The sequence below is a fragment of the Brevundimonas sp. LM2 genome, assembly GCF_002002865.1.
In the GTDB taxonomy this organism is placed as follows: domain Bacteria; phylum Pseudomonadota; class Alphaproteobacteria; order Caulobacterales; family Caulobacteraceae; genus Brevundimonas.
This window is the reverse complement of the sequence record NZ_CP019508.1, coordinates 2,262,879-2,275,375: the sequence shown is the minus strand read 5'-3', so window position 1 is coordinate 2,275,375 and position 12,497 is coordinate 2,262,879. Positions and strand designations below refer to the sequence as shown.

The following is a 12,497-nucleotide window of genomic DNA, read 5'->3' as shown; positions in this document are numbered from 1 at the left end:
GGAACCCCCGGAGGCGGTGACGGTTACGGTCGCAGAACCTCTGGAGGAATTCTCTCATGATCCGTCTGCTTCTCGCCGGCACCGCCACCCTTGCCCTTCTGGGCGCCTGCAGCCCATCCAACGAACCCGCCGACGACGCCGGCGCGGCCGTCAATGCGACCCAGGACGCGGCCTCCGTGCCGGTCGGCCAGGTCTCGGCCGCCACCCTGGGGGCCAATACGGCGGGCGGCTTCGTCACCGCGCTTGCCGTCTCGGACATGTACGAGCTGCAGTCCGCCGACATCGCCGCCGCCAAGTCCAGCACGGCCGGGATCGATGAACTGGCCGGCATGATCAAGACCGACCACACCGCCTCGACCGCGAAGCTGAAGGCCTTGGCCCCGACGGAAGCCGCCGACACCCCCCTGCCGACCACCCTCGACGAACGCCGCCAGGGTCTGATCGACAATCTCAACACGGCGACGCCGGCCGACTTCGACCGCGTCTACCTGACCCAGCAGGTCGCGGCCCACAACGAGGCCCTGACCCTGCTGAACGGCTTCAAGGACCACAGCGAGACCCCGGGCCTCGCCGCTCTGGCGACCGAGATCATCCCCAAGGTCACGATGCACCGCGACCACGCCCAGGAAATGCTCGACGCGATGTAACCGCGAGGGTCAACACGCGATGGATCAGGCGGCCCTCAAGGGTCGCCTTTTTCATGGGGCCTTGGTTCCGGTCCTGGATCAGGCCGTCGCGTTCAGCAGCTTCTGATAGGAGTCTTCCAGGCTGGTGTATGTCGGGACGAAGATGACGGCCGACGATCCGTTCGCGGTGACCGGAGCCTTGATCTCGAAATGCAGGTGGATGGTCGTCGCCGAGCCGCCGAACGCATCCGAGACCTTGCCGATCGGCTGGCCCCGGGTCACCCGCTGACCCTCGGTCAGAATGGTCTGCACATGGGCGGGGTCCATGTGCAGATAGCGATAGATCCGCCCGGAATCGCCCCGGATGAAGACCGAATAGCTCCCGATCGAGGTGACGACGCCCGCTTCGGCCGCGACGACGCCATGAACCTTTTTCACGCAGGTGGACGGGCGGATGTCCTGGCCCTGGTGCCCCTTGCCGGTGGGGCACATGGTGTTGGTCCAGCCGCGCGTCTCGCAGAAGTTGTCGCGCCATGGGTAGGCGTAGTTCCGCGCGTCGCACTGCCCCCCGGGGCCGGGGCCGGGAGCCGCGAAGCCGCCGTAGCCGTAGACCTGAGAGTTGGCATAGGCCGGGGCTGCCTCCATCGGGAAGCGCATGCCCGGAGCCCAGATGGTCGGGTCGGTCGCGCCGGTGCCAGAGCCGGGGACCAGGGCCCCGGCGGGTTCGTGCGGCCAGGTGACCGGTGTCGTCTCGGGTGCCGGCGGCTCCGGCACCGGCTCGGGGACCGGGTCACCGGCGGGGGCCACGGGATCGTCGTTCTTGGGCGTGGGTTCGGGACCGCCCGACGCGCATCCGTTCGGCGAACAGGCCGTCAGCAGCAGGGCAAGGGCGAGGCCGAGCTTGCGCATCACTGTCCTCCGCCGATCAGTTCGAGCTGCGAGGCGAACTGCACGGCCGCCGCGTTGGAGCATTCCAGACTGGTCTGATCGTCGCAGACAAAGGTCACGCTGTAGAGGGCGCCGAAGCGAACGAAACTGACGTCGACGCCGTATTCGGTCCGCTCGGTGCGGATGTCGGACAGGCCACGGCTTTCGCCCTGGGCGACGGCGGCGGCCAGGGGCGTCTGACGCGTGATACGCGCGGCTGCGGCGCGTCCATTGGCTTCCGGCGGCGGCAGCCGTGTTCCCTCGGGCGGCTGCAGGGCGCGGGTCGAGCCAAGGATTTCAACAATCTGGCCCGGGGGGCGCACGACCAGGGTGTACTGTCGATCCCCGGGATAGAACCGCGCCGTCTGCACCAGGCCGGGGTTGGGAGGCACCAGCACCGGAACGGCAGACCGCTGGGCCTGTCCCAGGATGCGCTCATAGTTCGGGTCATTGGCGAGGGCGATGCGCAGTCGATTGGCCAGAGGGTTCTGTCGCGCCGCGGCCAGGGTGGCCGCATCGACACGGCTCGGCTGCAGCGTCGTCTCGGTCGGTCCCCTGCCGGCCGCCTGATTGACCTGAGCGAGCGCCGTCGCCGCCACCACGGCCATGAGGGTAGCGAACGCCAGGATCGTCCACTTTTCACGCTGCATATCACGTCCCCCGACAGTGCCCTTTGTCTATAACGCCGATATGTGAGATTGGCGAGGGGGACCAGCGCGCGCCTGGGTCGGTCCACGCTTGCCTTTTGCGCGCCGTCCTCCTAAAAGCCCGCTCACTTCACACGCAGGCGTGGCGTGTTCGGGGAGACATCCCGGACGCGCCGTTCCGAGGGATCAGCCGATCCTTTCACCGTCTGCGGCGGATCAATCGGAAAAAGGACTTCCAATCATGGCTTTGCCAGACTTCTCCATGCGCACCCTGCTCGAAGCCGGTGCTCACTTCGGCCACCAGACGCACCGGTGGAACCCGAAGATGGAACGCTACATCTTCGGCTCGCGCTCCAACATCCACATCATCGACCTGTCGCAGACGATGCCGCTGTTCCACCAGGCTCTGGTGGCCGTGCGCGAAGTCGCCGCCAAGGGCGGCCGCGTCCTGTTCGTCGGCACCAAGCGCCAGGCCGCCGAGCCCGTCGCCGAGGCCGCCAAGCGCTGCGCCCAGTACTACATGAACAACCGCTGGCTCGGCGGCACCCTGACCAACTGGCGCACCGTGTCGGGCTCCATCGCCCGCCTGCGCGAGCTGGAAGGCCTGCTGGAGCGCGGTGGCGAGGGCCGGGTCAAGAAGGAACTGCTGAACCTCGAGCGCGAGAAGGAAAAGCTGGAGCTGTCCCTGGGCGGCATCAAGGACATGGGCTCCATCCCCGACATCATGTTCGTGATCGACACCAACAAGGAAGCGATCGCGATCCTCGAGGCCCGCAAGCTGAACATCCCGATCATCGCCATCCTGGACACCAACTCGGATCCCGACGGCATCACCTATCCGATCCCGGGCAACGATGACGCCGCCCGCGCCATCCAGACCTATTGCGACCTGATCGCCGACGCCGTCCTGGACGGCCTGGCCGCCGGCGCCGCCAACTCGGGCGTCGACCTGGGCGCGATGGAGAACCCCGTCGAGCCGATGCTGGCCGAGGCCTCGGCCCCGGTCGAGGCCGATGCGGCTCCGGAAGGCGCCGAAGCGGTCGCCGAGGAAATGCTGGCCGCCTCGGGCGAGGACTCGCCGGTCGAGACCGCCGCCGAGCGCACCGAGACCGAAGAAGCCAACGCCTGATCTTCTCCCTCCCCCGCGGGGGAGGGCAGGCGCGCAGCGCCGGGTGGGGGCGGCGAGGCGATGCACAGGCAATCTGAGTCTGACTTGCCTTGCCCTTCCCACCCGGTCTCCGCTTCGCTCCGACCACCCTCCCCCAAGGGGGAGGGAGATCAGCGGAAATGATCTGTCGACAAACTGACATCAGGCCGGGCTAACCCCCGGCCTCAATCGCATCGAATACCTCAGGAGACCAGAAATGGCCGAGATCACCGCCGCCCTCGTCATGGAACTTCGCGCCAAGTCCGGCGTCGGCATGATGGACTGCAAGAAGGCGCTTCAGGAAACCGACGGCGACATCAGCGCCGCGATCGACTGGCTGCGCGCCAAGGGCCTGTCCAAGGCCGCCAAGAAGGCCGACCGCGTCGCCGCCGAGGGCCTGGTCGCCGTCGCGTCGAAGGAAGACGGCAAAGGCGAGATCGGCGCCGCGATCGAGTTCAATTCGGAAACCGACTTCGTCGCCCGCAACGAGCTGTTCCAGAACGCCGCCAAGTCGTTCGCCGAGAAGGGCCTGGAGCACCACAGCGTCGAGGCCCTGCACGGCGCCGAGCTGGAAAACGGCAACACCATCCAGGCCGAGGTCACCAACATGATCGCGACCATCGGCGAGAACATGCAGCTGCGCCGCGCCGCCCGCCTGTCGGTCGATGAGGGCGTCGTCGCCTCCTACGTCCACAACGCCGTGGCTCCGGGCCTCGGCCGCATCGGCGTGCTGGTCGCCCTGCACGGCGGCGGCGACAAGGTCGCCCTGCGCGAACTGGGCCGCAAGATCGCCATGCACGTCGCGGCGACCGCGCCCCTGTCGCTGAACACCGACGACCTGGACCCGGCCGCGATCGAGAAGGAACGCTCGGTCCTGACCGAAAAGGCCAAGGAAGAGGGCCGTCCGGAAAACATGATCGCCAAGATCGTGGAAGGTCAGATCAACAAGTTCCAGAAGGACGTGGTGCTGACCAAGCAGCCGTTCGTCATGAACCCGGACGTGACCATCGAACAGCTGGTCGCCGACACGGGCAAGGAACTGGGCGCGCCCGGCCTGCACCTGGCCGGCTTCGTCCGCCTGGCCCTGGGCGAGGGCGTGGAGAAGGTCGAAGGACCGGACTTCGCCTCCGAGGTCGCCTCGATGATCGCGCCGCAGGACTGAGTTTAAGACAATCGTGACGATCCGGGCGCGTTCGGCTTTGAAGCCGGACGCGCCCTTCGTCTATAAGACCCCTACGAATCCCGTGAAAAGAGATCCCCATGCCCGCTGACAGCGCCCCGCTGCGATACAAGAAGGTGTTGCTCAAGGTGTCGGGCGAAGTCCTGATGGGCGAGCAGGGCTATGGCATCGACATGAACACCGTCGACGGCGTGGCCCAGGCCATCGCCAAGGTGGCCAAGGGCGGCACCCAGATCTGTCTGGTCATCGGGGGCGGCAACATCTTCCGCGGCCTGTCGACGGCGGCGGCCGGGATGGAGCGCGCCAGCGCCGACTACATGGGCATGCTGGCGACCGTCATGAACGCCCTGGCCATGCAGAACGCCCTGGAGAAGATCGGCGTCCAGACCCGGGTCCAGAGCGCCATCCCCATGGCCGCGATCGCCGAGCCCTACATCCGCCGCCGCGCCGTGCGGCACATGGAGAAGGGCCGCGTGGTGATCTTCGCCGCCGGCACGGGCAACCCCTATTTCACCACCGACACCGCCGCGGCCCTGCGCGCCGCCGAGATGGGCTGCGACGCCCTGCTGAAGGGCACCTCGGTCGACGGGGTCTATTCGGCCGATCCCAAGAAGGATCCCACCGCGACCCGCTATGATCACCTGACCTATCAGGACGTGCTGAGTCAGAACCTGAAGGTCATGGACGCCGCCGCCATCGCCCTGATGCGCGAAAGCGGTATTCCCATTGTCGTGTTCTCGATCCGCGAGGAAGAGTCGCTGCGCAAGGTGCTGAAAGGCAAGGGGACGTTCACCGTCATCAGCGATGCTGAACCCAAAGCCGCCAAAGAGAAGAAGACGCAGGAGACCTGAATGGCCAAGCCCGATCTGAAGACCTATCGCGACCGTATGGACAAGGCCGTGTCCTCCCTGAAAGAGGAATTCCAGGGCCTGCGCACCGGCCGGGCCAACGCCGGCCTGCTGGATCCGGTCCAGGTCCAGGCCTATGGCTCGACCTCGCCGCTGAACGCCGTGGCCGCCATCAGCGTGCCCGAGCCGCGCATGATCTCGGTCAGCGTCTGGGACAAGTCGATGGTGGGTCCGGTCGAGAAGGCCATCCGCGCCGCCGGTCTGGGGCTGAACCCGATCGTCGACGGCCAGACCCTGCGCATTCCCGTTCCACCCCTGACCGAAGAGCGCCGCAAGGACCTGGCCAAGCTGGCCGGTAAATACGCCGAGCAGCAGAAGATCGCCGTCCGCAACGTGCGCCGCGACGCCAACGACGATCTGAAGAAGGCCGAAAAAGCCGCCGACATCAGCCAGGACGAACAGAAGAAAATGGAGGCCGAGGTCCAAAAGGACACCGACGCCGCCATCAAGCGTATCGACGAGACCTTGAAGACCAAGGAAGTTGAGATCATGCAGGTTTGAGCGATCGCTCGGACCTCTGACAGAATGGATATCGGATGACGGCCCACCCCGCCGGTCTGCCCGGCCCGGATGCGGGCCCTCGGCATGTGGCCCTGATCATGGACGGCAACGGCCGCTGGGCGCAGGCCCGCGGCCTGCCCCGGACCATGGGCCATCGCGAGGGCGTCCAGGCCCTGAAGCGGACCGTTCAGGCGGCGCCGGAGCTGGGGATCGAATGCCTGACGGTGTTCGGCTTCTCGACCGAGAACTGGCGCCGGCCGGCCGAGGAGGTCTCGGACCTGATGGGTCTGGTCCGGGCCTATGTCACCAGCGACCTGAACCGACTGGCGCGCGAAGGCGTGCGGGTGCGCATCCTGGGGCGTCGCACGGGCCTGCCCAGCGACATCGACGCCATCGTCGAGCGGGCCGAGCGCACGACCGCCCACAATGACCGTTTCCTGCTGCAGGTGGCCTTCAACTATGGCGGGCGGGCCGACATCGTCGATGCGGCGCAGGCCCATATGGACCGGGTGCTGGCCGGGGAGGCGACCGGCCCGATCACCGAAGACGTGCTCGAAGCCGGGCTGTCCACCGCCGGGTCGCCGCCGCTGGATCTGATCGTCCGCACCTCGGGCGAGCAACGCCTGTCGAACTTCCTGCTGTGGGAAGCGGCCTATGCCGAACTGATCTATCAGGACATCCTGTGGCCCGACTATGGGGCCGAGGCCCTGGCCGACGCCGTACGTCAGTACCGGGCGCGCGATCGTCGTTTCGGTGCCGTCGCGGTCGCCCCAGCGCTCGCGGCCGGCTAATGGCGATGAGGGCGCGTGACATCGGCCTGCGCGCGGCCTCCGCCATCGTGCTGGCCCCGGCAGCGGGTCTGGCCACCTGGGCCGGCGGACCCTGGTTCTTGGCGCTGCTGATCGCCGCGGCGGCCCTCCTGTCCGCCGAATGGGCGATGATGAGCGCCCCCAAGGCCTGGCGCGCGACGGGCGCTTCGGTCTTTCTGGCCCTGCTGCTGGCCATTCTCGCCGTTCATGTCCAACAGCTGTCGCTGTCGCTGGTGCTGCTGGTGTTCGGCGCCGTCGCCGCGGCCCTCTATGCCCGGGCCCGGGGGCAGGAGCCGGTGGATGCCGCCTACGGCGTGCTCTATCTCGGCTGGCCGGCCGTCCTGGTGATCTGGCTGCGCAACGGCCAGGCGGACGATGCGTCCGGCCTGCACTGGACGGTGTTCGTGCTGGCGGTCACCTGGGCCTCCGACATCGCCGCCTATATCTTCGGCAGCCTGATCGGCGGACCCAAGCTGTGGCCGCGCTATTCCCCCAACAAGACCTGGTCCGGTTTCCTCGGCGGTCTGGCGGCGGGGGTGGCGGCGGGCGCGGCGATCGCCGGCTGGCTGGCGATGGACCCGCTGACGGTCGTCTGGGGCGGCGTGCTCGGGCTGGCCGGCGCGCTGGCGACCATGGCCGGCGATCTGTGGGAATCCGCCCTGAAGCGGCGCTTCGGCGTCAAGGACGCGGGCAAGCTGATCCCCGGGCACGGCGGCCTGCTGGACCGGGTGGACGGGCTGATGTTCGCCATCGTCGTCGTGGCGGCGGGACGGTTGGTCGTGCTGTTGTTGGAGCGGGCGGCATGATCCGGCGGCGCGTGACGGTTCTGGGCTCGACCGGTTCGGTCGGGACCTCGACCCTGGACCTGATGGAGCACGGCGAGGCCGCGGGCACGGCCGCCTTCCAGGTCGTGGCCCTGACCGGAGGGGCCAATATCGAACGGCTGGCCGAGCAGGCGCGGCGCTGGCGGCCCGAGATCGCCGTCACCGCCGATCCCGCGCGGCTGGACGATCTGCGCGCGGCGCTCGACGGCAGCGGCATCGCGGTCGCGGCCGGCGAACAGGCGGTGATCGAGGCGGCCACGCGTCCGACCGATCTGGTCATGGCCTCCATCGTCGGGGCGGCCGGGCTGAAATCCGCCTGGGCGGCGGCGGCGACCGGGGCGACCCTGGCCCTGGCCAACAAGGAAAGCCTGGTCTGCTGCGGCGCGGCCCTGATCGAGCGGGTCCAGTTCCACGGGGGGCGGTTGATCCCGGTCGATTCGGAGCATTCGGCGATCTTCCAGGTGTTTCCCGCCGAGACCCCGCACCATGTCGCCCGCCTGATCCTGACCGCCTCGGGCGGGCCGTTCCGCACCACGTCGCGCGAGGCCATGGCGTCCATGACGCCCGAACAGGCCGTGGCCCATCCCAACTGGAGCATGGGAGCCAAGATCTCGGTCGACAGCGCCACCATGGCCAACAAGGGTCTCGAGATGATCGAGGCGGCCTATCTGTTCGGCATGCCGGCCGCCCAGATCGACGTCGTCGTCCATCCCGAGTCGATCATCCATAGTCTGGTCGAGTTCGTCGACGGGTCGACCCTGGCCCAGATGGGCCCGCCGGACATGCGCACCCCGATCGCCTGCGCCCTGGCCTGGCCCGAGCGGCTGGCCTGGCCGGCCCCCCGGCTGGACCTGGCGGCCCTGGGGCGACTGACGTTCGAGGCCCCCGATCCGGAGCGCTTCCCGGCCCTGCGTCTGGCGCGCGCGGCGCTGGAGGCGGGGGGCGGGGCCCCGACCATCTTCAACGCGGCCAATGAGGTCGCCGCTCTGGCCTTTCTTGACCGGCGTCTGGCCTTTCTCAATATTGCCGCAGTCATCGCCGAAACGCTTGAGCGGATGACGAAGGCGGGGCCGATTGCCGGATATGACGATGCGTGCGCGGGGGCCCTGGCCCTGGACGCGGCCGCCCGTCGCCTGGCCGTCGACATCGTCAAGGATCTCGCGATCGCCGCCTGAGGCCTTCGCGCGCGGCAAGGTGGAGACGACAAGCGAATGCTGAACGCCCTGGCGCAGGCCCTGATCTATATCGTGCCCTTCCTGCTGGTGCTGACGGTCATCGTCACCATCCACGAGATGGGCCATTTCCTGGTGGCCCGCGCCTTCGGGGTGAAGGTCGACCGCTTCGCCATCGGCTTCGGCAAGGCGGTCTTCAGCCGGACGGACCGCCACGGCATCGAATGGCGCGTCGGTTGGATGCCCCTGGGCGGTTACGTCAAGTTCTCCGGGGACCTGGACGCCTCCAGCGTGCCCGACAACCGGGGGCTGGACGCCCTGCGTCGCGAGATCGTGGCCGAACAGGGCGTCGGGGCCGAGCGGGCCTATTTCCACTTCAAGCCGATCTGGCAGCGGATGCTGATCGTGGCGGCGGGGCCGGTCGCCAACTTCATCCTGGCCATCACCATCTTCACCGTCCTGTTCTCGCTGGTCGGGGTCGAGCTGCGTCCGGCCCGCGTCGCTCAGGTCGTGCCGGGCTCCCCCGCCGCGGCGGCGGGGTTCCAGAGCGGCGACCTGATCTCGTCCATGAACGGCCGGCCGGTGGAAGACGCCGGCGAAGTGGTGCGCAAGGTCAATCTGTCCAGCGGCGACCCGATCCGGTTCACCGTCGAGCGGGCCGGACAACCCGTTCAGATCTTGGCCACGCCCGCCCGGGTCACCAAGGAAGATCCCATCGCCGGGCGGGTCACCGTCGGGACCATCGGCCTGACGCTGGCCTCCTCCTCCGCCGAAAGCCGGCATGTGCGCTACAATCCGATCGAGGCGGTCGGGCAGGGGGTGCGCGAGACGGGCGACGTGCTGGGCACGACCCTGACCTATCTGGGCCGCATCTTCACGGGCCGCGAAAGCGGCGACCAGCTCAGCGGACCGCTGGGTATCGCCAAGGCCTCGGGGGCGCTGACGAACGCGGCGGTGGCGGCCAATCCGGATCCCACGGCCATGGCCATCAACCTGCTTCTGACGATGACAAGCTTCGCCGCCATACTTTCGATCGGAATCGGCTTTCTAAACCTGTTGCCCATCCCGGTTCTGGACGGCGGTCATCTGGTTTTCTACGCCTACGAGGCTGTGGCGAGAAAACCCGTGGCGGCCGGCGTTCAAGAGGCGGGGTATCGGGTCGGTCTTGCTTTGCTGGCGGGTTTGATGTTGTTCGCCACCTGGAACGACCTGCAGAAGTTGAACCTGTTCAAATTCCTGGGCGGGCTCGTCTCGTGAGCCGACGCCAGCCCTTAATGGTTTCCCGAATGATCCTGAACGAACGCCGCGCCGCTGATCTCCTGGGCGACCGAACCCTGCGCGGCGGCTTTGTGGCCACCGCCAGCCTGATCGCCCTGATGGCGGCTAGTCCGACCCTGGCTCAGACGGCGCCGCCGGCCCCGAATGTGCAGCCCGGTCAGCTCCAGGCTCCCGCCCAGGCCCCGACCGTTGCGCCGGCCGAGACCGGCGTGGTCAATCGGATCCTGGTGCAGGGCCAGCAGCGGATCGACCAGACCACGGTCCTGTCCTACCTGCCGATCCAGCCCGGCGACACGATCGATCCGGTGATCCTGGACGTCGCCATCCGCACCCTGACCCGGACCCAGCTGTTCGCCGACGTGCAGATCGGTCTGCAGAACAACGGCGACCTGGTGGTCCGCATCGTCGAGAACCCCATCATCAATCAGGTGGTGTTCGAGGGAAACAGCGCGATCAATGAGGAAAAGCTCAACGAGGAAGTGACGATCGCCCCGCGGGGCATCTACACGCGCGCCCGCGTCCAGGAGGACGTCGGCAAGATCATCGAGCTCTACCGCCTGTCGGGCCGAATCTCAGCGACGGTGACGCCCAAGCTGGTCCAGCTGGAGCAGAACCGCGTCGACGTGATCTTCGAGATCGACGAGGGCCCCGAGACCGGGGTCCAGGCCATCACCTTCCTCGGCAACACCGCCTACTCGGACTCCGAGTTGCGCGAGGTCATGGTGACCAAGGAGTCGGCCTGGTTCCGGCTGTTCACCAAGAACGACAACTACGACCCCGGCCGTCTCGACTACGACCGCGAACAGCTGCGGAAATTCTACACCAACCGCGGCTATTACGATTTCCGGATCACGTCGGCGGTGGCCGAGCTGGCACCCGACGACAGCGCCTTCGGGATGACACTGACGGTGGACGAGGGCGATCGCTACAATTTCGGGACCATCGACGTGGTCACCGAGAACGACCGTCTGAACGCCGACTTCCTGAAGCTGCTGCTGCCGATCCGCTCGGGCGATCTGTATGAGAGCGACAAGATCGAGACCTCGGTCGACGCCCTGACCTTCGCCGCCGGCTCGGCCGGCTATGCCTTCGTCGACATCAATCCGACCTATCGCGCCAATCCCGAGACCGACACGGTCGACGTGACCTTCAACGTGTCGGAAGGCCAGCGGGTCTATGTCGATCGCATCAACATCATCGGCAACACCCGCACGATCGATCCGGTCATCCGCCGCGAACTGCTGCTGACCGAAGGCGACGCCTTCAACCGCACCCTGGTGGAACGCTCGCGCAACAATCTGCGCGGCCTGGGCTTCTTCAAGGAAGTGACGATCGACGAGACGCGCGGGTCGGCCCCCGACCGGTCGATCGTCAACGTCAACGTCCAGGAGCAGCCGACGGGCGAGCTGTCGGTCGGTGCCGGGTTCAGCTCGGTCGACAGTTTCGTGGTCAACCTCGGCATTTCCGAGCGCAACTTCCGCGGCCGTGGCCAGAACGTCGTCGCCCGCACGGAATGGGGCTCGCTGCGTCAGCAGATCGATTTCCGCTTCACCGAGCCGCGCTTCCTGGGCCGGGACATCGGGGCCGGCTTCGACCTGTTCCACTCGCGCTACGACTTCCAGGAGGAGTCGTCGTTCGACTACCGCTCGACCGGGGCGGGCCTGCGCCTGACCTATCCGCTGAACGGCTACAGCCGCCTGTCGACGCGCTACTTCATCAAGGACGATGAGATCATCGTCCCGACCGGCTATTGCGGCGTCAACGGCAGCGGGTCGTCGGCCCTGTGCGACCAGGTCGGGTCGTCGCTGAACTCCTCGGTCGGCTATACGCTGCTGGTCGATCGTCGGAACGATCCGATCCGCGCGACGCGGGGCTGGACCGGCTCGCTGCGCCAGGACTTCGCCGGCATCGGCGGGGACGTGAACTATGTGAAGACCGAGGTCGACGCCTCGACCTACTACGGCATCACGCCGAACTGGATCGTCTCGGTCACGGGCTCGGCCGGCTATGTCGCGGGCTGGGCGGGCGATGCGATCCGCATCAACGACCGCTTCTTCCGGGGCGGCAACACGTTCCGCGGTTTCGAGAATGCCGGGATGGGTCCGCGCGACCTGAGAACCAACGACGCCCTGGGCGGCAATTTCTACGCCGTCGCCAGCGCCGAGCTGACCCTGCCCAACGGCCTGCCGGAACAGTATGGCATCAAGACCTCGCTGTTCGCGGACGTGGGGACCCTGGGCGTGCTCGACGATCGCTACACCCTGAATGCGTCGGGCCTGTCTAGCGCCTGCCCGGCCGACGCCGAGATCGGCGACTCCTGCGTCGCCGACGATCTGTCGCTGCGGGCCTCGGTCGGTCTCAGCGTGCACTGGAAGGCCCCGGTCGGACCCATCCGGTTCGATTTCAGCCAGATCCTGAGCTCCGAAGAGTACGACCGCACCGAAACCTTCCGCTTCTCCACCTCCACCCAGTTCTAAG

Annotated in this window: 12 protein-coding genes; 10 read left to right on the top strand and 2 right to left on the bottom strand. The window is 67.5% G+C overall.

The annotated features are described in order from the left end of the window. The first annotated feature begins 56 nt into the window (after positions 1-56). On the top strand, positions 57-647 hold the full coding sequence (locus BZG35_RS11245) for a DUF4142 domain-containing protein (RefSeq protein WP_077355731.1): 591 nt from the start codon (positions 57-59) through the stop codon (positions 645-647). 78 nt (positions 648-725) lie between these two features. On the opposite strand, the gene BZG35_RS11240 is transcribed toward BZG35_RS11245, so the two are convergent. After that, on the bottom strand, positions 726-1,535 hold the full coding sequence (locus BZG35_RS11240; protein ID WP_077355730.1) for a M23 family metallopeptidase: 810 nt from the start codon (positions 1,533-1,535) through the stop codon (positions 726-728). Further along, positions 1,535-2,203: a hypothetical protein gene (locus tag BZG35_RS11235; protein WP_077355729.1), complete on the bottom strand. Its 669-nt coding sequence runs from the start codon at positions 2,201-2,203 to the stop codon at positions 1,535-1,537. Before BZG35_RS11235 ends, BZG35_RS11240 begins: the two co-directional genes overlap by 1 nt. A gap of 238 nt (positions 2,204-2,441) precedes the next feature. Here BZG35_RS11235 and rpsB point away from each other — a divergent pair, with 238 nt between their 5' ends. From rpsB to bamA, 9 genes are all read left to right on the top strand, one after another. After that, the gene (gene rpsB / locus BZG35_RS11230; RefSeq protein WP_077355728.1) at positions 2,442-3,329 is read left to right on the top strand and encodes a 30S ribosomal protein S2; all 888 of its coding nucleotides are present in this window, start codon (positions 2,442-2,444) and stop codon (positions 3,327-3,329) included. Positions 3,330-3,564: 235 nt separating this feature from the next. After that, a complete protein-coding gene (gene tsf, locus BZG35_RS11225) occupies positions 3,565-4,509 on the top strand; it encodes a translation elongation factor Ts (RefSeq protein WP_077355727.1) in 945 nt (314 codons plus the stop codon). A 98-nt stretch (positions 4,510-4,607) separates the two neighbouring features. Further along, on the top strand, positions 4,608-5,378 hold the full coding sequence (gene pyrH, locus BZG35_RS11220) for a UMP kinase (protein ID WP_077355726.1): 771 nt from the start codon (positions 4,608-4,610) through the stop codon (positions 5,376-5,378). After that, the gene (frr, locus tag BZG35_RS11215; protein ID WP_077355725.1) at positions 5,379-5,936 is read left to right on the top strand and encodes a ribosome recycling factor; all 558 of its coding nucleotides are present in this window, start codon (positions 5,379-5,381) and stop codon (positions 5,934-5,936) included. A 35-nt stretch (positions 5,937-5,971) separates the two neighbouring features. Further along, positions 5,972-6,727, top strand: a complete 756-nt coding sequence (gene uppS, locus BZG35_RS11210; RefSeq protein ID WP_077355724.1) for a polyprenyl diphosphate synthase — start codon at positions 5,972-5,974, stop codon at positions 6,725-6,727. Between the two features lie 5 nt (positions 6,728-6,732). Further along, a complete protein-coding gene (locus BZG35_RS11205) occupies positions 6,733-7,551 on the top strand; it encodes a phosphatidate cytidylyltransferase (protein WP_371454787.1) in 819 nt (272 codons plus the stop codon). Next, complete coding sequence (gene dxr / locus BZG35_RS11200) at positions 7,548-8,744, top strand: 1-deoxy-D-xylulose-5-phosphate reductoisomerase (RefSeq protein ID WP_077355722.1); 1,197 nt, start codon at positions 7,548-7,550, stop codon at positions 8,742-8,744. Before BZG35_RS11205 ends, dxr begins: the two co-directional genes overlap by 4 nt. 36 nt (positions 8,745-8,780) lie before the next feature. Beyond that, positions 8,781-9,998, top strand: a complete 1,218-nt coding sequence (locus BZG35_RS11195; RefSeq protein WP_077355721.1) for an RIP metalloprotease — start codon at positions 8,781-8,783, stop codon at positions 9,996-9,998. Between the two features lie 29 nt (positions 9,999-10,027). Then, positions 10,028-12,496: an outer membrane protein assembly factor BamA gene (gene bamA / locus BZG35_RS11190; protein WP_150126010.1), complete on the top strand. Its 2,469-nt coding sequence runs from the start codon at positions 10,028-10,030 to the stop codon at positions 12,494-12,496. Position 12,497: the final 1 nt, after the last annotated feature.